Raw genomic sequence first — 23,277 nt, forward strand, 5'->3', positions numbered from 1 at the left:
TACCGTTCAGTTAGTGAACGAGGATGGTGCATTTCGGCGGTTGGGTGGGTTGTGGATGGTGTTGGTGGTGTGCGCGTTTGGCTGCCCATTTGAGGATTTTGCGTTTGACGACGCGGGGGTTTGATCGGGGGCGGCGGGCTGGGTTTATGCGGCGCAGGAGTTTGACGATGCCCTGATTCCACAATCGGGTGGCGGCGTGGTGGTTATGAGGGGGAAAAAGAGCTGTGGGACAGGGATCTTCGGGTGATCCGCAGGCGGTGACGAAGGAGATCCGGTCTTCGGTCGTGACTGCCGGCGGTCGCGGCGTCGCGCATCAGGGTGCGGATGGCGTAGTGGCAGCACAGGTGCCCCCAGATTTCCTGCTGGACCAGCGGTGGGGATTTCGACCGTAGGACTGCTCGTGGTCCGCGTTGGTGGGTTTTGAGTTCGTCGAAGGTGTTCTCGATCTCCCAGCGTTGGGCGTAGGCGAGGGCGAGTTCTTCCGCGGATGCGTCGGCGGGGTCGAGGATGGTGGTCAGCAGCCGGTACTGCTCGGGGTTGTCCCGCCCGTCGTCGAGGGTGTAGTCGATCACGCGCACCGTCAGTGGTGTTCGCTGCCGCCGATTCTTCCCGGAGGTGGGGACGATGTGCGCCAGCCAGGATCCGTCGTCGAGGGTTTCGAGGTGCCGGGGTGAGAGGGCCGATGTGACTCTCCACAGCAGGTCGGCGCCGGTGGCGGCGGCCCGGGTCCACATGTCGAATCCGTACAGGCCGCGGTCGGCGAGCAGCAGCATTTCCGGTTCTAGTGTGTCGAACAGGTCGTGCGCGAGCTCCCGCTCGGAGGTGCGGCAAGGCCCGATCGCGGCGTCGAAGACCGCGTGGGTGCCGCATTCGGCGAGGGCCACCAATCGTGCCTGCGGGAACGCGGCCTTCTCGCCGTGACTCGATCCGGGCCGCCCGAAATGCTCGGCGTTGACCGGGGTGTCGGGCAGGTCGAGGCAGGTCCCGTCGAGGGCCACCAGCCGGCGCCCGGCGAGCCAGGATCCGGGTGTATCCGCGTCGGCGAGCGGTCGTGCGACACGGCGGAACAGCTCCCGCACCGGTTCGTGCCCCAGCCGTGAACGGGCCTGGAAGATGGCCGATTTCGTCGGCGGCGACCAGGACTGCGACCATCCCGACGACCATGACAAACCGTCGGTGAGCTGCTCGAAGACCTCCTCGTAGGAGCCTTCCGAATTCAATGCCATCCCGATCGCGAAATACGCCGTCACCCGAGCGGTCAACGACCTACTGCGCTGCTCGGTCCGACCGCATTCCGCGATCACCTCATCAACCAGGGACGCGGGGAACACCCTGGTCAACAACCCCACCGACACCACATCCGACAACCGCCGATCCGAGACCGGCTTCACCCATCCACTCCGAGGCACGCCTCATCATAAACTATGCAACCGCTAACTGAACGGTATTGTTGCGCCACGGCGCGGAAAGGAGTCGTCATGTAGGAGGCGGCTGGCTTGGAAGTGCTTGCTGCACAGGAGATGAAGGTTTGTGGCCCTTCGGCGTCGTCCTGCGGGGGAAGGCGTCAAACCACCTCGAGCTGCGTTAGTTGAAGACTGTCGTGGTGAGCGTCGAGGAAAAGGCGGCGAGAGAGTCGTCAGGTGGGGACCGGGAAGACGAACGCGAGTGAACCACTGCTGAAGCGTCGAGATTTAGGAAATGACATCGAAACCGGGGTCTCAATGCAATCTCGGGATGAGTCTGGCGGGTGCCCGTTTATTGGCCAGGCGGTGTCCGGCGTGCAGGTGGCGTGAGTCCGGTCTGCGGCTGCTGTGCGGAACGTGGGAAGGCGCGTGTCGACACTGTCGGCCATCCCGGTGGGGTGGTGGGCGAGAGGGAGCACACCGAACGGCTGAAACCGGAGGTGCTGAGTACCGTCGCGGCGCGCGCCGGCGGACCGGCTCGTAGTAGCGGTGAAACCCCTGTAATGGGGGTGGAGCGAAGGGGCCGGCTCATCTGGATGTGGTTGTTCGAGCAACCGGGCGAGGCCCGGGAGGAGACGAGTGAACATGTCAGGTCCGAGCGGGAAACCGTTCGATATCTCCAAGCGTCTGGTGTGGAAAGCGTGGAAGCAGGTCAAGGCGAACAAGGGTGCTGCCGGGGTGGATGGAGTGTCGATCGAGGAGTTCGAGGCCGATTTGGAGAACAATCTCTTCAAGATCTGGAATCGGATGTCGTCGGGGACGTTTTTCCCACCTCCGGTGCGGGCGGTGGAAATACCGAAAGCCGCTGGTGGGACGCGAATTTTAGGTGTGCCTACTATCGGTGATCGGGTGGCGCAGACGGTGGCGGCGTTGACGCTCGAGCCCCGCACGGAGTCGATCTTTCACGATGACTCCTACGGGTATCGGCCGGGGCGTGGCGCGCTGGATGCGGTGGCCAGGTGCCGGGAAAGGTGCTGGTCGAAGTCCTGGGTCATCGATCTTGATGTCCGTAAGTTCTTCGACAGTGTCGCCTGGGACCTGATGGTCAAGGCGGTGGAAGCCAACGTCACCCACGAGCAGCGCTGGATTGTGCTGTATGTGCGGCGGTGGCTGGCTGCCCCGATCCGAACGCCTGAGGGCAGGGTCGTCGAGCGTGATCGCGGGACCCCGCAGGGGTCGGCAATCTCGCCAGTTTTGGCGAACCTGTTCATGCACTATGCGTTCGACTCCTGGTTGGAACGAGAGTTCCCGACCGTTGAGTTCGAACGCTACGCGGACTTATGTCGGAATAACTGGTATCTTCACGCCGTCCCGGAATTGCTGGCGTTGGCGGCATCCCGGCTCGAGAATGCGTTCGGGGTGCCGGTATGAGCCCGCTGGCCCCGATCCTGCAGGGATTCTTCACCGACAAACTGCTCCGGCAGCGCCAGGCCGGCCCGAACACGATTGCCGCCTACCGCGACACATGCCGCCTGCTGCTGACGTTCGCGTACGAGAAGACGGGGCATCCCCCGAGCGGCCTCGATATCGCCGAGGTGAACGCGGAATTGGTCACGGCCTTTCTGACCCATATCGAGTCCGGGCGCACCAACACGGTCTCAACCCGCAACGCGCGCTTGGCCGCGATCCGTTCCCTGTTCCGATACGCCGCGTTGCACGCACCCGAGCACGCCGAGCAAATCAGCAAGGTGCTGGCCATCCCACCCAAACGTTGCGATCGCCCCGTGGTCTGCTTCCTGACCGCCGACGAGATCGACGCCCTGCTGGCCGCGCCTGACCGCAACACCGGGCTCGGGCGCCGCGACCACGCGCTGCTGCTGCTCGCCTGCCAAACCGGGCTCCGCCTGAGTGAGCTGACGGGCCTCACAATCGGCGATGTCGAACTCGGAACCGGGGCGCACGTCCGCTGCCACGGCAAGGGCCGCAAGGACCGAGCCACACCCCTGACCAAACAAACCGTTGCCACACTGCGGGTTTGGCTCACCGAGTGCGGCGGTGGGCCGGGTGACCCATTGTTCGCGACCCGAGTCGGCGGGCGGCTCTCATCGGACGCAGTCCAGAAGCTGGTCACCAAACACGCCTCCCGAGCCGTGAAGAACTGTCCAACCCTCACCGGCAAGAACATCACACCGCATACGCTGCGGCACTCGGCGGCAATGGCTTTGCTGCACGCAGGGGTGGACACCTCGGTGATCGCGCTCTGGCTCGGCCACGAAGACCCTGGATCCACCCAGGCCTACCTTACACGCCGACATGACCATCAAGGAGCAAGCCCTCGCACGCGTCCAGCCCCACAACACAAGTCCCGGTCGATACCGAGCACCTGACGCTACTCGCATTCCTCGACGGACTTTGACCCCGAAACCGACCACCGGATTATGCCGACCACACCGCCGACTCAGCCCCGCTGACCAGCACCGTCACGCCACGGTCGGCATAATCCGGTGGTCGGCATAAGCTAATGACGGGGTGGTGCATTGCGTGACCGAGCGGCAGGCGCGAAAAGTGCTGGCCGCGTTGGAAACGCGGATGGAGCAGGTCGGGCTGCAACTGCATCCGACCAAAACGAAGATAGTGTACTGCAAGGACCGTAAGAGGCGCCTCGATTATGAGAACACCTCGTTCACGTTCCTCGGGTACACGTTCCGAGCCAGGAAGGCCCCGACGCGGGACCAGGCGAGCATGTTCTCGGCGTTCCTGCCCGCGGCCAGCATCGATGCCCGCAAGAATATGGGCGCGGTGGTTAGGTCCTGGCGGCTGCATCTACGCACCACGACCGACTTGGAAGAGTTGGCGCGGTGGATCAACCCGGTCGTTCGCGGCTGGATGAACTACTACGGCCGGTTCTACCGGACCGAGATCCACGCCATCCTGCGACGCATCAACACCTATCTGGTGCGATGGGCGCGACGGAGATTCAAACGGCTCAGATCGTTCAAGAAAGCCCAGCGATGGTGGAAGGGCCTGCTGCAACGCCAGCCGGGCCTGTTCGCCCACTGGAAGTGGATGACCGAGTTCTGACGGACTGGATGAGAAGAGCGGAGTGACGGGAGACTGTCACGCTCCGTTCTGTGGGAGCCCCGGGGCGAGATTCCCCGGGGCCACCCGGCGCTCTAAGTGGTCGGATCCGTTAGTTCGTCGGGGGTCATGCCGCTTGTAGGATTCGGTCGTGGTGGTCGAGTCGTTCGAGGTGTCGGTGTAGGTCGGTGGCGGTGTAACGCCACCTGAACGGCGAAGCGGTGGCGTCGTAGCGGTCCTCGAAGGCGAGCAGACGTTGCTCGACGGCATCGAGGTCTGCTCGCATCGGCCGAACACCTTCGCTTGATGCACATCGTAGGCCGCCAGATACGCGAGGGGCCCCACCGCGGCGGTAATCGTGATTGACGCGCATCGGCCGTCCTGCGCCCGCCGGCTGCGTTCGATGGCAGCGCCGGCGGGCCTGGATGGACGGTTTCTCATCCGCAGAGATCACGTACTCATCCGCCTCCACGCGACTCCATCGAACCTTCGGGCGTAGAGATCGAGGACGACGGCGGCCTTCGCTTCGAACTGCGGGTCCCGGACAAAGATCCACGACTGGTACTGCCAGGGCTTGAGGGCGTCCTGCGCGAGCCAGCGGCGGACCGTCGTAACCGACGCGCTGATGCCGTCGATCACCAACTGCCGAGCCAACTCCGGGGCGCTCCACCGAGACAGAGGCAGCTCGTACTCGGCGGGAAGCTGACACGCCCACGCCTTGACCTGCGCGACCTCGGTGGGCGTGATACCGGCGGACGCCCCGACCGGGAGGCATCCACCAATCCCTTGATGCCCTTGGCGCAGAACCGAGCGCGCCACTTGCGGGCGGCATCGACGCAGATGCCGAGCTCGTCGGCGATAGCCGCGTTAGACGCGCCGTCGGAAGCCATCAACACGATCAACGCCCGCAGCGCCGCCTTCTGCGGGGTGTTGCCGGCCCGCACCCGCCGCTCGAGCTCGCTGCGTTCCCGCTCGTCCAACACGATCCGGTACGGGCTGACCATCACCACGACGGCACCACTAGTTCACAGTCGTCACACATGCCTCCACACTCACGCGCGAGGTCCGCGTGCCAGATGACCGACACGGGTGTCGTCGGGCACGATGAAACCCGTGCCCACACCACCGGAATCGACGAAGAACTCCCTGCGTCTTCGCTTGTTCGATCACGCCCGCGCCCGCTGGCCGCAGCTGCGAGACGTCGACGCCCGGTTCCGTGGCTCGTTCGCCTACGTCGACGCCACCCTCCCCGACGGGACCATCATCCCGTTGATGCGGCTGCGTTACGGCGGATCGGCCCGCTCGTGGGGATTCGCGATCCACCTCGCCCTCAGCGGCAAATACCAGGATTCGATCCTGCCCAACGGCGACTTCGCCGGCACACCGGAAGATGCTCTCGACACCGCATGCGGGCTCTACCTCGCCGACCCCACAGGCTTCCAACAACCCCCGACGAATTAACGGATCAGACCACTAAGAACACGAATCAGATTGTGCAGCATGTGGTCCAGCCGCGGGCATGCGAAGGCATCTGTGGTTTCGGCCGCGGTGATCAGCTCCGCGCGGAGCAGCGATTTCTGCAATCTCGGCGTTGGTGATGTTCTCGGTAGCCTCTGCACCACAGAGCCCTTCGATGGCGATACATATCTCGGTGGTCTCCGCCTCGGCCGGAGAGGCGGCTCTCACCTGTGCGCCGCGGTTCTGGATTGCCGACGGACAGGTCAGAATTGGGCGGACACGGTTTCTCGGGATCGGTGGACACGAGGATTCCGGGTCGGTGGTCACGACGCGCTGATTGACACGCTGGCGTAAATACCGGGCGGGGTTCCTTCGTCCGAGTTGGCCTGGTTTGCCGCGCAAACCAACCGACCGAAGGAACCCCATGACCAAGTGTGCCAGGGAAGTGATGGAAATCTTGGAAGCCTATGACCTGACCCGGTGTGCGCATTCGGCGGCGCAGCTGGTCGGGTGTGACGAGAAGACGGTGGCCCGGTATGTCGAGCTCCGCGACGCCGGCCGTGACCCGGCCGGCCGCGCGCGTCGTGCGCGGTCGATCGACCCGTTCCTCGGGAAGGTCGAGGAGCTGGTGGATGCCTCACAGGGCCGGATCAGGGCGGATGTGGTGCACGAACGGCTCACCGCGATGGGCTTCGACGGCACCGACCGCACCGACCGCACCACCCGTCGCGCGGTCGCCGAGCTCAAGGCGACCTACCGGGCCGGGCACCGCCGAAAGTATCGGCCCTGGATCCGGAGCCGGGAATGTGGTTGCAGTTCGATTGGGGTGAGGGCCCGACGGGTCGGTGGCCGGCGGACTCAACTGTTCTGCGCATGGTTGTCGTGGTCGAGGTTCGAAGGTGGTGGTGCCGGCGTGGGACCAGCAGCTCCCGACGTTGATCGCCTGCCTGGACACCATGCTGCGCCGGATCGGTGGGGCACCGACGTATCTGCTGACCGACAATCCCCGAACCGTCACGATGGACCGGATCGCCGGAGTTCCCGTTCGCCACCCCGACATCGTCTCCCTAGGAAGGCATTACGGCTGCGTCGTGCACACGTGTGATCCGTTCGACCCGGAATCGAAGGGCGGCGCCGAGCACACGGTCAAGATCGCGAAGGCCGATCTGGTGCCGACCGATGCGAACCTGCTGGGCGACTACCCGAGTTTCGCCGAGCTCGCCGACGCGTGCGATCGGTGGTGCGAGAAGGTCAACGCCCGCCCGCACCGCGCGGTCGGAGCGGCCCCGGCCACACGGTTGGCCACCGAACTCGGCCACCTGCACGTGTTGCCGGATGATCCGCATCTGCTTGCCCTCGGCGGCGAGCGTCTCGTCGGCTTCGATCAGACCATCATCTGAGGCAACGTGCGGTACTCGACGCCGGACGGGCACCAAGGGGCGAAGGTGTGGTGCCGGGTCATCGGCGATGAATTGGTGATCGTCGCCCGCACCGGAGGCGGTGTCGTGGAGATCGCCCGCCACCGGGCGATCCGATCACCACCGACCGCGATGGCCTGCCCGGTCACATGCAACTGATGCCTTCGACGCCAGGTACACCACTAGCGGGGAGACATCGTCCGGTGTGCCGAGTCCAACACGGCGTGCATTCTTCGGAATCGACTCGCCCGCTACTGCCTTCTCTACGAGTTCGCCGAGACCGGGGATGGTGGCGACCATGCGAGTCAGGGCGGTGGGAATAGTGGGATGGCGGCGCCGACACACGGAGCGATTCGTGAGATCGACCATCGATCACATCGAGATGCCTACATTGTATCGTTCACAGGTACACTATAGATCTTCACTGTGCCTTTAGTCCAACACGGGGCATTCTTCGGAATCGGGTTTTCTGTGACGTATCGTTGCGGACCCGGGATGGTCGACCATGGCGGTGGGAATGATCGCGTTGACGGTCACGTCGAGCTTCCTGCATTCGGCAGCCGAAGTACGCATCATCGCCACGATGGCCCCCTTGGACGCCGAGTACGCGGTTTGGCCGAAGCTGGCCCGCTGGCCGGCAGACGAACCGACGAGGATCAACCTCGCCCACCCTCGCCCTGCTGCCGGAACTGATCAACGGCAGCCCGCCCACAGTAAACGTGCCGCGAAGGTGGCTACCCACGACAAGTTCGAAACCCTCGTCAGTGGTGTTGCGCAGCGTCTTGTCTCGGATCGCCCCGGCGTTGGTGACCACGACGTCGAGTCGCTCGAATTCGGATACTGCCCGCTGAGCCAACGCGTCCGCCACATCGGATGTGCCTACCGGGCAACCTCGGCGACGGCGCGCCCGCCCCTCGACACAATGCTCTCGACGGTGTCCTTGGCGACGTCCCCATCGAGGTCGTTGACGACGACCGCAGCACCGGCCGGGGCGAGCCCGTGGACATACGCCCGGCCGAGTCGGCCTCCGGATCCGGTGACAATCAGCTTGTCGGTGTTGTACGAGCCAGTCATGGAGAACACGAACGCGCTTTCGCTGCGGTCGGGCCGATAGGCCAGGACTCCGGCCATGGACATTCGCTTCCGAGAGAATCGGTGATGTAGAACGGGTGTCACGCCTTTGGCGCCCAGGTTGTGCGGACCACCGGGAGCAGCGACACACCACTTTCGTCCTGGAAGCAGATCCACGCACCTCGGCGCCGCGCTATTTTTTTATCCGCGGCCACTCGTTCTCGCGCCAAGCGACGATAGCGTCCTCGTCGCGTTCGACCGCCCGCCGTGCGGGCCGCTGCCGACTCCAGCCCAGTCGGGTCCGCAGGATCGTCCACGTCTGAGTGGGTCCGTAGGTCACGCCGGTGAGCCGCTCGATCACGATCGCAACCCGACCCAGGGTCCACACCCCGGTCGTGAAGCCATTCGCTTGGGGTCCTTTGAGCAGCTCCTCTCGGATCACCTCGATCTGGCCGTCATCGAAGCGGGGTCGGAGTTCAGCGCGACCGGCACCTTCCAACGCCTCGTTGCCCCCTTCGGTCCACTGTCGATACCAGCGTGACGCAGTCTGCGGGGACACCTCCAACTCGGCCGCGACATCGACCTGCCGCCGTCCCGCAGCGAACATCTCCGCCGCCCGCGTCCGCCGGTCACGCAACGCCTCGAGATCCCGACGACCGCCGCGCCGCTTGACTTTCCGGGCCTCCGAGCCCTCGCCCGAACCGGATTCCTTACCTGCCATTCATCAATGATCCAGCAGCGCATTGTGAATCCCGTGCAACAACAGACCCTATTGCCCGAAACGTCTTTAGGTTGCTGGCAACAGGGCTTTGTGAGAATCTTGGTCACGACGTTGTGTAACTGACATGGTCGACGAGAACAGTTCCGCGTTTCCGTGTCGGCTTCCAGATCCATGTCGGTGGTGCGTCTGGTGACCAAACTCCGTGTCAGTAGGGATTCCTAATCAGATACATTTCCGCAGTTTCTTGTGCGTGCATTCGCGCAGCTTCGGGGTGCGACGCACCCGCGTTGCCGGCGGGGTTGGCGCCAACGCGGGCAGGAAGCTCGACGAGGCACTCTGGCGCGAGCTGATCTCGAGATGGCTTCCCGAGATCAGGGACCGGGCAGCGTGGGCGGTGACGCGGCCGGCGATCGCCGCGCCACCACGATTGGATCGACGCACAGTCGAAGCGTCGGTGGGGAGTCCCCGGAGGATTCAGGGCAGCGCGGCTCGCAAAACACCGCTGGGGAGACGTTTACACCCGGGCGGCTTTCGTTGTGAATCCTGTGTAATCCCGGCGGGCAACGTCGTCGCAAATCTTCCGGTATTCCCCAACTCCGCCGACGTAGGCCATCAATATGCGGGGCTTCCCGGGGACGTTGGCTCCGACATACCAAGAGTCGGCAACCGGGTAAAGGGTTGAGTTACCAACCATCTCGACGTGTTGGATCCAGTCGGACTCGGCGGATTCGGTTGCGTCGATGGCGTCGGCGCCCTTTTCGCGGATCCATTGTACGCACTCGGTTATCCAGTCGACGTGTTGCTCGATGGATACGACCATGTTCGACAGCACCGATGGGCTTGACGGGCCCGTCACTGTAAACAGATTGGGGAACCCGGCGACGGCCAGGCCGAGGTAGGATCGTGGACCTTCGGACCATTTGTCGGCCAGCGACATCCCGCCCTCACCGCGAATATTGATTCTGGCCAACGCGCCCGTCATTGCATCGAACCCTGTGGCGAAGACGATCGCATCGAACGCGTACTCCTGGCGCGAGGTGCGGATGCCCGTCTCTGTTATCTCGATCAGCGGTGTACTTCGCAGGTCGATTATGTCGACGTTGTCCTTGTTGAAGGTCTGGTAGTAGCCCGAGTCCAGGCACGGTCGTTTGCTGCCGAACGGGTAGTTGTGTGAGGACAGCAGCGCAGCGACCTCCGGTTCGTCGACGATGTCTCGGATCTTCGAGCGGACGAACTCAGCTGCCGTGTCGTTAGCCGCCTTGTCCACCAAGAGATCCGTGTAGGCACCGAGCAGCCCCGTGAGACGGCCGCTGTCCCAAGCAGCCTGGTACGTGGACAATCGATCGGCCTCGCAAACTTCGAGCGCGGACTGCGTGGGGGGCGCGACCGGGACGCCGAAGGACGATTCCTTCTGCCGGCGCCGGTAGTCGGGGTACTCAGCCTTGCGCGCGTTGATCTCGACGTCCGTGAGCGGTCGGTTGCCGGCAGGCATGCTGAAGGTGGGAGTCCGCTGGAACACAGTTGTGTGGGCTGCCTGCTCGGCGAGGATCGGGATCGACTGGATACCCGAGGAGCCCGTACCGATCACCGCGATCCGTTTCCCGGCGAAGTCCATCCCTTCGTGAGGCCAGTCCCCGGTGTGGTAGATCGGCCCGGTGAAGCGATCGGCACCGGGGATTTCCGGTGCCTTGGAGACCGACAGGCACCCGGTCGCCATCACTACCCAGCGCGCCTCGACCGTCTCACCGTTGCTCGCGCTGATCGTCCAGCGGCAGCGATCGGAATCGTAGATGGCGCTCTCGACCCTGGTGCCGAACGTGATGTGCCGTTCGAGGTCGAGCCGCTCGGCGACGTGTTCAAGGTAGCGGAGAATCTCCGGCTGGGTCGCGTACTTCTCAGACCAGGTCCAGTCTTGATCGAGGTCGGCCGAGAACCCGTAGGAATAGTCCATGCTTTCGACATCGCACCGTGCACCGGGATAGCGGTTCCACCACCATGTTCCCCCAACCCCTGAGGCGGCTTCGAATCCCCTGACCGAAAGTCCACATTCACGGAACCGGTAAATTTGGTAGAGCCCCGCGAATCCGGCTCCGACAACGACTGCGTCGACCGACTGATGTGTGCTCATTCGTGTTGCTCTCTCCTGCAGTGTTCTTACATATCGAGGAAGCGGACAAGCCGGGCCTAACCGCCGGCAATGACACGCTCAATGTTTTCGACCACATAGTCGAGACCGTCCTGATGGCCGGGAAGGACGTTGACCATGGTGAAGAAACCGTGCATCTGACCCCTGAACCGGCGCGACTCGACTGTTACACCTGCGGCGCGGAGTTTCTGCGCGTAGGCCTCTCCCTCGTCCAATAGCGGGTCGTGCTCGGCGGTGACGACGACAGCGGGAGGCAAACCGGACAGATCCGCGGCACGTATCGGCGAGGCATCGGGGTTGGTGCGGTCGTTCGGATCCGCGTAGTGCGCCCAAAACCAGATCATCGAGGCGCGACTCACCATCAGTTGATTCGCGGGGTCGGCGTAGGACGAATTGTCCAGATCGCAATCCGTAACTGGGTACACGAGAACCTGCATCGCAATCTGGGGCCCTCCTTCGATTTTCGCGCGTTGCGCGGTGACCGCCGCAAGGTTGCCGCCCGCCGAGTCTCCGGCCACGATCAGCGGCCCCTCGCCGAGCCGCTGATCGGCGACCCAGCGCAACGCAGTCCAGGCGTCCTCCGCGGCGGTGGGGTAGCGGTACTCGGGCGCGAGTCGGTAGTCGACCATTGCGACCGTGCAACCGGTCCGGGTCGCCAGATGACGGCAGAGGGTGTCGAACTCATCGAGAGTCCCCATCACCCACCCCCCGCCGTGGTAGTAGACGATGGCGCCGCGGGGAGCCTCGACTGCGAGAACGCGAACGCCGATATTCCCCCCGTCCGGGGTGGCAACTTGATAGTCGGTGCTACTGGCGACGGCAGGGCCGGGGCCGTACATGTCCCGTAACACCTTCCCGAGCGCGCGGGCCTCCTGCGGGGTCATATCTTCTATTGGCTTGGTGCCTGATTCAGCCATCGTGGCGAGAAACTGCGTTGTTGCCTCATCCAGTGCCATCTGCACTCCTTCGCGCTTGTCGATGATCTGCGGCGAAATGTTGACTTGCAGCTGTTCTAGTGCATCACGCAAAACGGCTGCACGGAACTCATTCGGCGATCGACCCGGCGACCGAATACGCCTGAGGTTGTCGACCATCAGCGGGTCGACCGCAATCGTGCTGATCTTGTTCGCGGAGGCGCAAGCCGCGACGAGATTCTTCGATAGCTGTTCGAATTAATTCCCGTGCCCGGGGAGTTACCCGGCAGCGCCCGTCGGTGCGTCCGAACTTGGCTGCAGAAGCGCTGTGCTCAGCTCAACATGACGGACTTGATACGGAGGAACTCCGCGATTCCTTCGGGCCCGTTCTCGCGGCCGAAGCCGGAGTTTCGACGGCCGCCGAAGGGGGCGAACAACGACGGACGTGCTGTGTTGACAGCGACGGCGCCGGACTCGAGCCTGCTTGCCACCGCGAGTGCCGTCTCGTCATCGTCCGCGTAGACCGATCCGGCCAACCCGTACTCGGTGCCGTTCGCGATAGCAAGCGCGTCATCGAGGTCTCGGTAGGTCATGACGCTGAGCACGGGACCGAAGATCTCCTCCCGAGCAATCGTCATCTCCGGTGTCACGTCGGCGAAGACCGTGGGCGCCAGGTAGAAACCGGGTGATCGCGGACGCTCCAGCCCACCGAGGACCAACGTTGCTCCCTCATCTATCCCCTTTTGGATGTAGCCGCGAACGCGTTCGAACTGGTGGGCCGATGCCAGTGGGCCGATCACGGTGCCGGCTTCGGTGGGGTCGCCGATCTGCAGGCCCGCAAGCTGCTCGACCAGCGCATCGACGATTTCGTCCCGACGGTGCTCGGGCACCAGAACACGGGTGAGGGCAGCGCAGATCTGGCCCTGGTAGGCGATGAAACCCGGAATCAGCGAGGGCAGAACGCGTTCCAACGGGACGTCGCCGATCAGGATCGCCGGAGACTTGCCGCCCAACTCCAGGGTCAGGTCGGTCAAGTTGGATGCACACGCCGCCATCACGCTTCGACCAGCCGGAATTGAGCCGGTCAGACTCACATGATCTACCCGTGGATCAGCAACGAGGTACTCGCTGATCGGAGTCGGTGCCGCCAGGACACTGAGCACTCCCTCCGGGAACCCAGCCTCGTCCGCGCACTCCGCGAGGATCCGACTGGTGAGCTGTGACTGCACCGCCGACTTGACCACAACGGTGCAGCCTGCCAGCAGGGCAGGAACCACCTTCATCGCAAAATAGAGGGCGGGGCCGTTCCAGGTGGTGACGACCACCGCCACCCCAGCCGGCTCGCGGCGGATCAGGACCTCGCCGTCCGGCAGTGCCCGGCGCTCCTGTAACGGTATTGCGCGAGCGTGCGCGACCTGGTCCTGCCACATGGCGACAACCGCACCGCTGAGCAGGTCAGCGTGCTCGAGTGTCGGGCCAGACTCGATGACCCATGCGCTGTCGAAATCGCTCCTACGCCTCTCGAACGCTGCGCAAAACGCCGCCACCTTGTCGGCACGCTCGTCGATGCTGAGCCGCGACCAGCGTCCGTCGTCGAACGCCTCACGGGCCAAAGTCAATGCGGTGTCGGCGTCGGCCTGGGTCGGGAGCACCGCACGGGCAACTACTTCCTCGTTGGCCGGGGAGATGATATCGAAGCCTTCGCCGGTCGTCGGCCGCCAATGTCCGCCGACGAAGACCTCCGCGACGTCGGTAACGGATGTGGTCATGCTTCCTCCTGAGTGATGATGGGTGGGCAACGGTCTCCAGACGTCCCAGAGGAGTCGCTGCCGAGCTTTCCGATCAACGGAACGACACCATCCCGCGGATGATCGTTCCGGCGTGCATGTCCTCATAGCCTTGAGCGACCTCGTCGAGCGTGTACTCCTTGGTAACCATCTCGTCGAGCTTGAGGCGGCCCGCCTTGTAAAGACTTGCCAGCCTGGGAATTGCTTCGCGAGGACTCGACATCCCGAAGAGCGCTCCGACGATGCGTTTTTGGGACATCGTGAGGTCGATCAGGTTGATGGGGACGTCGGAGACCTTCACCGGGCCGGCGCCGGTGACGACGACTGTGCCCGCCTTGCGGATCGCGTTCATCGCCTGGCCGACGTGCTCGCCGGTGGTGACGCCGACCGATACCACGACCGAGTCGGCGCCCTGGCCGTTGGTCATGGACCTCGCCAAATCTGTCGCTTCCTCGATCGTCTCGACCGCGTGAGTGGCCCCCAGCTCCAGCGCAGCTGTGCGCTTGAACGCGACCGGGTCCACGGCGATGATGTCGCGGGCTCCCACATGCGCCGCGCCCTGCAGTGCACTGGCGCCGATGCCTCCGATTCCCATCACGACGACTGTGTGGTTAGGGCGGGCTCCGGCGGCGTGGACCGAGGATCCCCAGCCTGTGGCCACACCACACCCCACGAGCGACAACATGGCGAGCGGAATCTCCTTGTCCACCTTGACCGCCGAATCGACGCTGACAGTGGTGTACTGGCTGAAACTTCCGACACCACAGACCTGTCCGACCGGTGCGCCGTTAAGAGCCATACGGAAGCTCGTCGGATCGTCGAATCGCGCCCCGATCAACATGTTGGCGGCGATATCGCAGAGATTCTGCTTGCCCTCGGCGCACCAACGGCACTTGCCGCAGGAGGGAACGAAGGAAAACACGACATGATCACCGACTTGCCAACCCGGGGTATGCGGGCCGACGTCGACCACGACGCCTGAACCCTCGTGCCCGCCGCACAGCGGGTAGTTGCCTGCGAGGATGTCGCCGGTCGAGTAGTGGTCGTCGGAGTGGCACAGACCAGACGCGACCAGTTCGACCGTGATCTCGTTCTGACGGGGCGCATCGAGGTCTACCTCTGTGGTTTCGTACTTACCGGGCGCCGTGGTGAGGATGGCGGCTCGCGTTCTCATAGGTTCTCTTCCTTCGAAGTTCTGGCAGGTAGCGCGCTCACCGGGCTCGGACCTGTCAGTCGGGGAGCCGATCGGTCCGCGGGGGAGGATTGGGCGCGACAGCATGGAGGGTGAACATGCGAACGACCGCATGCCTTGGCACCGTGGCGCATTGCGACGCGAATGGGAAAGTCGAAACTTCCAGTAATTCACGCGGGTCTGCGGTGAGGTCGACTGTAGAGCATTGTGAACTAGCGCACAATAGCCCTGCCCTCCGCGGACGCATTGCGCAACAATCCGGCCCTTCCGGCTCGAAAGCCGGCTGGATGTGACGTAACTCCTCGGGGTCGATTGCGAATACATATATTGCTCAATTGGCCGTCGGCAACTGTGGTCGCCGATGTGATCGACAGGTCGGTTCTCGTCTGATGGGGACGAAAGCACTCCATGGTGGAGTGTCTGGGCAGCCTGCCTCGGAGAATATCGCTCCGGTCCAGTAGGTCGAGGCGAGCTAGTAGTACCGGCGCCGCTGCCGCGCCACTGCTCGATCCCCGACCGCGACGACGAACGCTCGACGGCCCTGCGGCGCTTGCGCTTGCGCTTATCGAGTTGACCGAACGTAAACGCTGCCCTTGCGGTGGCAACTCCGTTCCAAGCCACGGCGCCATCCGTTCGCATACGCGTACTTCGGTAGCGCAGCATAAGGATTGGTGTGGATGTGGAATCAGCACCGCTGCCCTTGGGTGCCGGGACCCTCCGGCGGTGTTCATCGATCCTCATCGCCGGCTCTCGGGCCGGTATCGGCGCTGGTCTTGATCAGAATGCCCATCCGTTGCCGATCATCGTCCGGCAAATGAGCGCTCTCCCCAGTGCGCACGGTGGTGACCATTTGCTCGGCCAACTGGGTGCCGTCGACGACGAACCCTCTGACCCCCCACGAGTCATAAACGATCCGAGGAATCTCATGAGGCGCCCGAGCGCGCTCGCGGCGCGAGAAGCTGGGCACGCCAGTAAACCCGGGTCCCGCGGAACGGCGGCCCGTCTGCCCGGCCAATGCTGCAGGTGAAGTAGCTGCTCGAACTGGAAGCCTTCAAACGGTCCGGCGGTGTCCGTCGATGTTCGGGACGGACCCTGCTGACCGGCTAGGACTGTGTGGATCACGCTGCCAACCTCAAGGCCGAGCAGGTGATCGGGCGGGGTGCAACCGGAGTCGCAAGGAGGGGCTGTCCACGCATTTTTGCATAAGTTGCGGGTCATTGGCGCGACTATTGCCGTGGAGGAGATAGTCGACTAGTGTGATAGGCAACATACTTCAAAGTTGATGACCCTTGAAGGCGTCAACAGATGCTCGCGCGGCCCAGGCTTGCAGCGCGATCGAGACCATGGAGGAGTCGCGGTGGTCACTCGTTGGGACGGCATCGAAGAATTCCTCGCTGTTGTCGACCAGGGGAGCTTTACCCGAGCTGCCCGACATCTCGAAGTCTCGGTCGCGATCGTGAGCCGGCGGATCGCTCAGCTCGAGCAGAGGCTCGGTTTCAAGCTGCTCAATCGCACCACGCGTAGCGTCGGGCTGACGAGGGCGGGAGAGGAATATCTCAATGGATGCCGGCAGGCCGTCGCGAGTCTTCAGCTGGCGCATGCTGCGGGTCAGGGAGAAAAAGCAGTCCCGCAAGGACACATCAAGGTTGCGGCCATAAAGGGCTTCGCGTCGGATGTCGCGGCGTACCTCATTCCGCAGTACCTAGCGCAGCATCCAGAGGTCAGCGTCGATCTGTCAGTTTTCGTGCGCGACATTGACATTCGATCGCAAGGTGTCGACCTCGCGTTGCTCAGCGGAGGGGGTCCGGAGAAGTCGCTGCACTCGGAATTGCTGCACACCCGATCCTTCTGCATGGCAGCCACACCCAATTACCTCGCCCGGCACGGCACCCCGCGTACGCCCGAGGACCTCAAACAGCACGACTGCGTGATGGCCGACGCACCGTTCTGGATGATCCGGGACGGCGACGAGGAGCGGCCGATTCTCGTCTCGGGTCGCTCTCGAGTGCACGGCCACATACCCGGCCTGCTGCACGCGGCATTGAATGACCTCGGAATCGTGTATTTCACCGAGCACTACATCCGCCCGCACATCGAGGCCGGTCGCCTGATACCGGTCCTGCAGAAGTACTGGATAACCGAGATGGGCACCTGGCTCGTTCACGACTACGAGGGCTGGCCGCCGCTGCACATCGGTGCGTTGATCGACCATCTCCGCGAGGGCATGGCTGCGCCCGGGTTTGATAGCCACATCCGTGCGCTGATCTGTCCGCAGAGCCTCGAGGAGAAGTTCTCCGAGGTGCTCTAGATACACAGCGCTCGCCCCGTTCTGAGGATCAATCTGATCAATGATCTCTCCTGTCGGAAGGGTGGGCTCGGGGTGCCGTGCGGCGAACGCATGTCACAACGACGGCACCTTCTCCCGGTCCGGACCTGCCCGGATCGCCGCCCATCCGCGGAACGGGATGGTCGTCAGCCCGGATCCAAAACGCTTATGAGAAAGAGGATTTCATGAAACCTCCCCTACGCGTCGACGTCGAGGCCGTAGTCGATGGTGCACCGTTCTCTCGCTTGCAGAAACGTACGCTCGCAATCTGCATCGCGATCGCAATCCTGGACGGCTTCGACGTTCAGTCGATCGGCTTCGCCGCACCGGCCATCGCCAAGGATTGGGGGCTCCCGGTCTCGGCGTTCGGCCTGGTTTTCTCCGCGGGACTCGTCGGCATGATGTTGGGAGGAATGGCTTTCGGTCCGATCGCCGATCGGATCGGGCGTCGCAAGGTCATTCTGCTGTGTACTGTGGGGGTCGCGGTCTTCACCTTACTTCAGACCATCGCCCCCAATGTCGAGACCCTCCTAGCGCTCCGCTTTGTGTGTGGCATCGGCCTCGGCGGACTCACACCGAACCTGATCGCACTGGCGTCCGAGTACGCCCCAGCTCGTCGTCGCTCCACCGTCGTCACCGTTGTGGTGTCGTCGATGTCCCTCGGTGGCATGGTGGGCGGCTTTCTGGCGGCCTACCTGATACCCCATTACGGTTGGCGCACTGTATTTGCCGCCGGTGGAGTCCTGACCTTGATCATCTTGTTAATTGCCTGGCGAGCGCTTCCGGAGTCGATCCGCTTCCTCGCGGTGACCGGACAGAATGAGCGAGCAGCCAAGATTCTCGGGAGGCTTGCCCCGGCGGTTCAGGCAGACGCGACGAAGAGCGCGTTCGTCCTGCCGGAAAAGGCTATTCGTCGCTCCCCGGTGCGGACGTTGTTCACCGAACATCGGTCGGTGGTGACGATTCTGCTCTGGATTGTCTTCGGCATGAACCTGTTCGTCGCATACTTCCTGCTGAACTGGATGCCGTCGCTCTTCACCGCGGCCGGCCTCAGCGCGTCCCTTGCCCTAGTGGCGACATCGCTGTACAACTTTGGTGGGGTTGTGGGTGGCGTTACTATAGGTCTGATTGCGGACTACCGACGATCTGCCACCGGCATCCTTGCCGCCAGCTACCTCATCGCTGCGGTGTCCATCGCCGCCACCGCGACGGCGATCGGCAACACCGCCCTCATGCTGATTGCGCTGTTCGTTGTCGGCTTCGGCATATCCGGTGGACAGACCGGGATCAGCGCGGTCGGCGCCGACGTCTACCCGACGGTTGCCCGTTCCACCGGCCTCGGCTGGGCCTACGGCGTCGGCCGAGTCGGATCGATCATCGGCCCGCTCGTTGGCGGGTTCCTCATCGCCGCCGGTTTGGCCTCCACCACGATCTTCAGCCTGACGATCATTCCGACAATCCTCGCTGCTGTCGGCATCGTCTTACTCGCCGTGCGTCGCAGGAACATGCGTATCACAGGGCAGAGTATTGAGCCACCCTCGGTCGATCGGCAACTCCAGTCATGATCGCGATATCCGATGCGATCCACGCGGCCACCGCCTTGTGGCTGTTCACCCTAGCTGGAAGGAACGCGGTCGACGTCTCGGGTCTCGGAGGGATGTTTCCTGGCCCCTATCGAGCAGCTGCTCGACACATCGCCAGAACAGGGACTCAGAAAGAGCGAAACATCCTGGTGTCAGGCCCCGTCGATCGACGGAGATCGCACAACTTTGCCACTGGCGTCGCGACGGCCCTGGCTCATCACTGATTTCGAAACCAAAGGTAAAAGAGAATGTCAACCCCTTTCAGCATATCCGAAGCAGAATTGGACGAACTTCGGGCCCGCTACCGTCACGAGCGCGACGTCCGCATGACGAAACGGCGGGCGAAGGCACGCAAAAGTACGGCAACGTTGGCCGATGTCGGCCTCAGCGAGGCTGATCCACACATGCCTCCGATCCACCGTGAACCGCTGACCGACGAGGTGGACGTGCTCGTGATCGGCGGTGGGCTTTCCGGAATCCTGAGCGGCGCGCACCTCCGTATGCGCGGCGTGCAGTCGATCCGAGTTCTCGACAAGGCTGGCGACTTCGGCGGTGTCTGGTACTGGAACCGCTATCCCGGCGCCCAGTGCGATGTCGAGTCATACATTTACCTGCCGCTACTGGAGGAAACGGGCTACATCCCGACCGAAAAGTACACCCGTCAACCGGAAATTCTGGACTACTGCCGGAAGGCCGCACGCCACTTCGACCTATACCGCGACACGTGCTTCCAGACACAGGTGACGGGGTTGGAGTGGGATGAAAGGAGGCGACGCTGGACGGTACACACCGATCGTGGTGACGCGATGCGCGCGCGATTCGTGCTGATGGCGAACGGTCCGATGGACAAGCCGCGGCCGCCGGCGATCCCTGGGATCGAGACCTTTCGTGGCCATGCCTTTCACAGTAGCCGGTGGGACTACGAGTACACGAAGGGTAGCGCCGAGGGTGACTTGAGCGGGTTGGCGGACAAGTCGGTCGGAATCATCGGCACAGGCGCTACTGCGGTGCAGATCGTGCCTCATCTCGGTCGGTCGGCGAAGCAGGTGTACGTGTTCCAGCGGACACCGTCCACCGTGGCCCCTCGCAACAACCGGCCAACGGACCCGTCGTGGGTGGCGTCGTTGGAACCCGGCTGGCAGCAGCGTCGTATCCACAACTTCACCGCGCTCATCTCGGGTGTTGCAGGGCTGGAAGATCTCGTCGACGACGGTTGGACGTACGCCTTCAAAAAGCTGATGTGCAATCCGGACTTTGTCGGCCTTTCTCCCGCGGAGCGGGCGGCGCGCACCGAGGTCGCGGACCTGGAACTGGGCGAGGAAGTTCGCGCCCGGATCGACTCGATCGTGAGTGATCCGGCCACGGCCGAAAGCCTGAAGGGCTATTACTACTACTTTTGCAAGCGGCCCGGCTTTCATGACGAGTACCTCCAGACGTTTGAACGCCCGAACGTCTCGCTGGTGGATACGAAAGGCGCTGAAATCGAGCGAATCACGCCGGACGGACTTGTCGTCAATGGCGCCGAATACCCGCTTGACTGCCTGATCTTCGCCACCGGCTTCGATATCAACTCGGCCCGCACTCGCCGTGCTGGATTCGACGTCGTCGGCCGAGATGGGGTCAGTTTGACCGTGAAGTGGGCGGACGGCATGTCGTCGCTGCACGGCATGATGACCAGTGGTTTCCCGAACCTGGCGTTCAGTCCCGGGGTCAATTCCCAGTTCGCCCCGTTGACGATCAACTTCCCCACCGCACTGGGCGAATTCGCCCGGCATGTCGCCTTTGTCATTGCGCACTGCATCGACAACGAAGTAGAGGTATTCGACGTCGAGTCCGACGCGGAGGCAGGCTGGGTGCAGACGATAAAGACGCGCTCGGCACGTAACGACCCGTACTCCCGGCAACGCCTCGAGCTCCTACAGGCATGTATTCCGGGCTTCTTCAACAACGAGGGTCGACCGGAGGACCTGCCGGAGACCGACGCGAACTTCGGCGGATCGGCGCTCGAGTTCTACGACATGTTGGAGAACTGGCGGGCCGAGGGCAGGTTCGCGGGTCTGTCACTCGAGCCCCGGAGGGCGGAACGTTGATGGCTGCCGATCCACTTACCGCATTGCTGCGGCCGTCCGCGGTCGCCGTCGTAGGTGCTTCCTCCGATCCCGCAAGCTATGCGTCGCGGCCCCTCCGATATCTGCTCGACGCCGGGTTCACGGGTCGGCTCGCGGCGGTCAACCCACGCAGGACCGAGACGATGGGAGTGCCGACTTACCCGACGATCACCGACATTCCGTTCGTGCCGGACGTGGCGCTAATCCTTGTCAATGCGGCCCTGGTGCCGGCCACTTTATTGGAGTGCGCCAAGGCCGGGGTGCCGTTTGCGATCAGCGTCGCGAGCGGGTTCGGAGAGGCTGGCAATTCGGTGCTCGACGACGAGGTCCGCAGGATCTGCACGGGGTCGGGGCTACGACTGCTGGGGCCGAACTGCATCGGTGCGCTGAACAATATCGACAATGTTCCGCTGACCTTTTCGACGGTGATCGGACAGATGCCGCTGTCGCCGGGGCCGTTGGCGGTGGTGGCGCAGAGCGGGGCCCTGACCAACGTCGTGCTGCAGACCTGCGCGTGCCGCGGGCTCGGCATCGGCTACGCGGTCACCTCAGGTAACGAACTCGACCTGGAGTGGGGCGAACTCGCACTCGCTGTGCTCGAGCAATCAGAGACCCGGGTGCTACTCGGCTACGTCGAGGCCTTCAAGAACCCCGAGACCGCACGCGAAGTCGGGCGCCGTGCACGTGAACTCGACAAAACCGTGATCGTCACGAAGTCTGGACGATCGGCTGCCGGGGCAGCAGCCTCCCGTTCCCACACGGGGAAGATCGCCGGCGACGGCCAGATGTGGGAGGCGGTGGCGAATGAATTTGGTTTGCTACCAGCAGCATCGCTCGACGAGCTTGTTGACATCGCGGAGGTTCGGCTCGCCGAACTTGCCGCCGTCGCCGGGAGGGACGGACGATGAGAACTGTGGTCATGACCGCCAGCGGCGGGATGGGTGCACTGGTCGCCGACATGGCGGCCGGCACATCCCTGGAACTCGTGCCGGTCACCGTGAAATTGTCGGGGCTTCCGGAGCTCTCGGGCAATCCTGTCGATATCGGACCCATCGCCCAGCAGCCCGACACGACCAAGTTGGCCTACCTGACGTCGGTCGTTGAATCGGCGGCACGGCCAGACGTGTTGCTGCTGATACTGACCCCACTGGCCAACGATTTCCCGGACATCGGCGAAGAGATTCTGCGTGTGCTACCGACGTGGACCGCGCAGGGCGTCACCGTCGTCATCGCCTACATGGCGTCGGAAATCCGTCTGCCCGACGAGCTCGAGACCCGCCTTCGCCGGGCGGGCGCGGCAGTCATCGCGCAGCCACCACGAGCCGTCGCTGCACTGGCAGCCCTCGCCGCACGGCGTGCGTCGTCGACGCTGAGCACCGGCAAGCCGATCGCAGCACGCCAGCCGGAGCAGAAGCTCCCTGAAGATGCGTTCGATTTGCTCGCTCTGCACGGCATGGTCCTCCCACAACAGGCCGCTGCGCACTCGGCGGAGGCGGCAGTCGCGATCGGTGACCGGATCGGATACCCGGTCGTCGCGAAAATTGAGTCCGACGCGGTTGCGCACCGTACCCAGCTCGGCGGCGTGATCGTCGGAATCCGCAACGCCGTCGAACTGCAGGCCGCTTACGCCACCCTCGACACAAGGTTTTCCGAGCACATCCGGGGCGGTACCGGGTACGTACTCGTCCAGCAACAGAACGTGGGCGAGGAGTTCCTCATCGGTATCGTCACCGATCCGGAGTTCGGGCCGGTGCTGACGATCGGGTCGGGTGGGGTCACGGCGGAGCTGGACAAGGACATGGTTTTCCTCCCCCTTCCGTGCGCGCCGGGGGAGATCGAGGCAGCGGTCCGCACATTGCGGCGGTATCCACTTTTCACCGGATACCGCAACCTGCCGCCGTTGAACCTCCGCGCGCTGCTGTCGGCCGTCGACGCACTGGTCGCTGCATACGACGCCGAGCCGGGGATCACCGAGATCGAGGTGAACCCTCTCATGATCGACGGCGCTCGGGCCTGTGCCGTGGATGTCCTGATCGGATGAGTAGGACGCGGTGAGCAGCAACATCAATTAT

At 63.7% G+C, this 23,277-nt stretch carries 22 protein-coding genes and 1 pseudogene; 10 read left to right on the forward strand and 13 right to left on the reverse strand.

Going from position 1 to position 23,277, the window contains the following annotated elements; all coding sequences use genetic code 11:
* Window positions 1-203: 203 nt before the first annotated feature.
* Entirely contained in the window at window positions 204-1,409 is a 1,206-nt protein-coding gene (locus H0B43_RS36280; protein WP_185723598.1) for an IS4 family transposase, read from the reverse strand.
* A gap of 639 nt (window positions 1,410-2,048) precedes the next feature.
* On the opposite strand from H0B43_RS36280, the gene H0B43_RS36285 reads away from it, so the two are divergent.
* From H0B43_RS36285 to H0B43_RS42975, 3 genes are all read left to right on the forward strand, one after another.
* Window positions 2,049-2,834 (forward strand): reverse transcriptase domain-containing protein, encoded by a 786-nt coding sequence (locus H0B43_RS36285; protein WP_185729641.1) that lies wholly within the window; start codon window positions 2,049-2,051, stop codon window positions 2,832-2,834.
* Complete coding sequence (locus H0B43_RS36290; RefSeq protein WP_252189618.1) at window positions 2,831-3,790, forward strand: tyrosine-type recombinase/integrase; 960 nt, start codon at window positions 2,831-2,833, stop codon at window positions 3,788-3,790. The genes H0B43_RS36285 and H0B43_RS36290 overlap by 4 nt, the downstream gene beginning before the upstream one ends.
* A gap of 154 nt (window positions 3,791-3,944) precedes the next feature.
* Window positions 3,945-4,484, forward strand: coding sequence for a group II intron maturase-specific domain-containing protein (locus tag H0B43_RS42975; RefSeq protein WP_213015025.1), 540 nt, complete (start codon window positions 3,945-3,947; stop codon window positions 4,482-4,484).
* A gap of 124 nt (window positions 4,485-4,608) precedes the next feature.
* Here H0B43_RS42975 and H0B43_RS42095 read toward each other — a convergent pair whose 3' ends face one another.
* From H0B43_RS42095 to H0B43_RS42105, 3 genes are all read right to left on the reverse strand, one after another.
* Window positions 4,609-4,767: a hypothetical protein gene (locus H0B43_RS42095; RefSeq protein WP_252189617.1), complete on the reverse strand. Its 159-nt coding sequence runs from the start codon at window positions 4,765-4,767 to the stop codon at window positions 4,609-4,611.
* 164 nt (window positions 4,768-4,931) lie between these two features.
* Entirely contained in the window at window positions 4,932-5,135 is a 204-nt protein-coding gene (locus H0B43_RS42100) for a hypothetical protein (protein WP_252189616.1), read from the reverse strand.
* Entirely contained in the window at window positions 5,117-5,485 is a 369-nt protein-coding gene (locus H0B43_RS42105) for a helix-turn-helix domain-containing protein (protein ID WP_252189887.1), read from the reverse strand. Before H0B43_RS42105 ends, H0B43_RS42100 begins: the two co-directional genes overlap by 19 nt.
* A gap of 109 nt (window positions 5,486-5,594) precedes the next feature.
* Between H0B43_RS42105 and H0B43_RS36305 the strand changes: the two genes are divergently transcribed.
* Both H0B43_RS36305 and H0B43_RS41020 read left to right on the forward strand, forming a co-directional pair.
* On the forward strand, window positions 5,595-5,942 hold the full coding sequence (locus tag H0B43_RS36305) for a hypothetical protein (protein ID WP_312033604.1): 348 nt from the start codon (window positions 5,595-5,597) through the stop codon (window positions 5,940-5,942).
* Window positions 5,943-6,838: 896 nt separating this feature from the next.
* A complete protein-coding gene (locus H0B43_RS41020) occupies window positions 6,839-7,339 on the forward strand; it encodes a DDE-type integrase/transposase/recombinase (RefSeq protein WP_185723596.1) in 501 nt (166 codons plus the stop codon).
* Here H0B43_RS41020 and H0B43_RS41025 read toward each other — a convergent pair.
* From H0B43_RS41025 to H0B43_RS41040, 9 genes and pseudogenes are all read right to left on the reverse strand, one after another.
* A complete protein-coding gene (locus H0B43_RS41025; protein ID WP_213015024.1) occupies window positions 7,324-7,506 on the reverse strand; it encodes a hypothetical protein in 183 nt (60 codons plus the stop codon). The genes H0B43_RS41020 and H0B43_RS41025 overlap by 16 nt on opposite strands.
* A gap of 283 nt (window positions 7,507-7,789) precedes the next feature.
* Window positions 7,790-8,026 (reverse strand): annotated as a pseudogene (locus H0B43_RS43345) (SDR family NAD(P)-dependent oxidoreductase); the annotation flags it as partial.
* A gap of 210 nt (window positions 8,027-8,236) precedes the next feature.
* Complete coding sequence (locus tag H0B43_RS41035) at window positions 8,237-8,488, reverse strand: hypothetical protein (protein ID WP_213015022.1); 252 nt, start codon at window positions 8,486-8,488, stop codon at window positions 8,237-8,239.
* Window positions 8,489-8,621: 133 nt separating this feature from the next.
* Entirely contained in the window at window positions 8,622-9,149 is a 528-nt protein-coding gene (locus tag H0B43_RS36325) for a winged helix-turn-helix domain-containing protein (protein WP_185723595.1), read from the reverse strand.
* A gap of 514 nt (window positions 9,150-9,663) precedes the next feature.
* Window positions 9,664-11,277, reverse strand: coding sequence for an NAD(P)/FAD-dependent oxidoreductase (locus H0B43_RS36330; protein WP_185723594.1), 1,614 nt, complete (start codon window positions 11,275-11,277; stop codon window positions 9,664-9,666).
* Window positions 11,278-11,333: 56 nt separating this feature from the next.
* Window positions 11,334-12,251, reverse strand: a complete 918-nt coding sequence (locus H0B43_RS36335; protein ID WP_185729639.1) for an alpha/beta hydrolase — start codon at window positions 12,249-12,251, stop codon at window positions 11,334-11,336.
* Window positions 12,252-12,541: 290 nt separating this feature from the next.
* Window positions 12,542-13,978 (reverse strand): aldehyde dehydrogenase family protein, encoded by a 1,437-nt coding sequence (locus H0B43_RS36340; RefSeq protein WP_185723593.1) that lies wholly within the window; start codon window positions 13,976-13,978, stop codon window positions 12,542-12,544.
* A gap of 73 nt (window positions 13,979-14,051) precedes the next feature.
* The gene (locus tag H0B43_RS36345) at window positions 14,052-15,170 is read right to left on the reverse strand and encodes an NDMA-dependent alcohol dehydrogenase (RefSeq protein WP_185729638.1); all 1,119 of its coding nucleotides are present in this window, start codon (window positions 15,168-15,170) and stop codon (window positions 14,052-14,054) included.
* Window positions 15,171-15,915: 745 nt separating this feature from the next.
* The gene (locus tag H0B43_RS41040) at window positions 15,916-16,155 is read right to left on the reverse strand and encodes a hypothetical protein (RefSeq protein WP_213015021.1); all 240 of its coding nucleotides are present in this window, start codon (window positions 16,153-16,155) and stop codon (window positions 15,916-15,918) included.
* 390 nt (window positions 16,156-16,545) lie between these two features.
* On the opposite strand from H0B43_RS41040, the gene H0B43_RS36350 reads away from it, so the two are divergent.
* The 5 genes from H0B43_RS36350 (at window position 16,546) to H0B43_RS36370 (ending at window position 23,246) form a co-directional block, all read left to right on the forward strand.
* Window positions 16,546-17,496 carry a LysR family transcriptional regulator gene (locus H0B43_RS36350; RefSeq protein ID WP_185723592.1) on the forward strand — a complete coding sequence of 317 codons (951 nt, stop codon included), beginning with the start codon at window positions 16,546-16,548 and terminating at the stop codon, window positions 17,494-17,496.
* A 203-nt stretch (window positions 17,497-17,699) separates the two neighbouring features.
* A complete protein-coding gene (locus tag H0B43_RS36355) occupies window positions 17,700-19,079 on the forward strand; it encodes an MFS transporter (protein WP_185723591.1) in 1,380 nt (459 codons plus the stop codon).
* 266 nt (window positions 19,080-19,345) lie between these two features.
* Window positions 19,346-21,187 carry an NAD(P)/FAD-dependent oxidoreductase gene (locus H0B43_RS36360; RefSeq protein WP_185723590.1) on the forward strand — a complete coding sequence of 614 codons (1,842 nt, stop codon included), beginning with the start codon at window positions 19,346-19,348 and terminating at the stop codon, window positions 21,185-21,187.
* Window positions 21,187-22,113 (forward strand): CoA-binding protein, encoded by a 927-nt coding sequence (locus tag H0B43_RS36365; protein WP_185723589.1) that lies wholly within the window; start codon window positions 21,187-21,189, stop codon window positions 22,111-22,113. The genes H0B43_RS36360 and H0B43_RS36365 overlap by 1 nt, the downstream gene beginning before the upstream one ends.
* The gene (locus H0B43_RS36370) at window positions 22,110-23,246 is read left to right on the forward strand and encodes an acetate--CoA ligase family protein (RefSeq protein ID WP_185723588.1); all 1,137 of its coding nucleotides are present in this window, start codon (window positions 22,110-22,112) and stop codon (window positions 23,244-23,246) included. Before H0B43_RS36365 ends, H0B43_RS36370 begins: the two co-directional genes overlap by 4 nt.
* Window positions 23,247-23,277: the final 31 nt, after the last annotated feature.

Source organism: Rhodococcus sp. 4CII, from assembly GCF_014256275.1.
GTDB lineage: Bacteria > Actinomycetota > Actinomycetes > Mycobacteriales > Mycobacteriaceae > Rhodococcus_F > Rhodococcus_F wratislaviensis_A.

Coding starts and splice junctions, on each gene's coding strand:
- H0B43_RS36285 (WP_185729641.1), top strand. CDS start 2,049: ATGTCAGGTCCGAGCGGGAAACCGTTCGATATCTCCAAGCGTCTGGTG.
- H0B43_RS36290 (WP_252189618.1), top strand. CDS start 2,831: ATGAGCCCGCTGGCCCCGATCCTGCAGGGATTCTTCACCGACAAACTG.
- H0B43_RS42095 (WP_252189617.1), bottom strand. CDS start 4,767: ATGCGAGCAGACCTCGATGCCGTCGAGCAACGTCTGCTCGCCTTCGAG.
- H0B43_RS42105 (WP_252189887.1), bottom strand. CDS start 5,485: ATGGTCAGCCCGTACCGGATCGTGTTGGACGAGCGGGAACGCAGCGAG.
- H0B43_RS41035 (WP_213015022.1), bottom strand. CDS start 8,488: ATGGCCGGAGTCCTGGCCTATCGGCCCGACCGCAGCGAAAGCGCGTTC.
- H0B43_RS36325 (WP_185723595.1), bottom strand. CDS start 9,149: ATGGCAGGTAAGGAATCCGGTTCGGGCGAGGGCTCGGAGGCCCGGAAA.
- H0B43_RS36330 (WP_185723594.1), bottom strand. CDS start 11,277: ATGAGCACACATCAGTCGGTCGACGCAGTCGTTGTCGGAGCCGGATTC.
- H0B43_RS36335 (WP_185729639.1), bottom strand. CDS start 12,251: ATGGCACTGGATGAGGCAACAACGCAGTTTCTCGCCACGATGGCTGAA.
- H0B43_RS36340 (WP_185723593.1), bottom strand. CDS start 13,978: ATGACCACATCCGTTACCGACGTCGCGGAGGTCTTCGTCGGCGGACAT.
- H0B43_RS36345 (WP_185729638.1), bottom strand. CDS start 15,170: ATGAGAACGCGAGCCGCCATCCTCACCACGGCGCCCGGTAAGTACGAA.
- H0B43_RS36355 (WP_185723591.1), top strand. CDS start 17,700: ATGAAACCTCCCCTACGCGTCGACGTCGAGGCCGTAGTCGATGGTGCA.
- H0B43_RS36360 (WP_185723590.1), top strand. CDS start 19,346: ATGTCAACCCCTTTCAGCATATCCGAAGCAGAATTGGACGAACTTCGG.
- H0B43_RS36365 (WP_185723589.1), top strand. CDS start 21,187: ATGGCTGCCGATCCACTTACCGCATTGCTGCGGCCGTCCGCGGTCGCC.
- H0B43_RS36370 (WP_185723588.1), top strand. CDS start 22,110: ATGAGAACTGTGGTCATGACCGCCAGCGGCGGGATGGGTGCACTGGTC.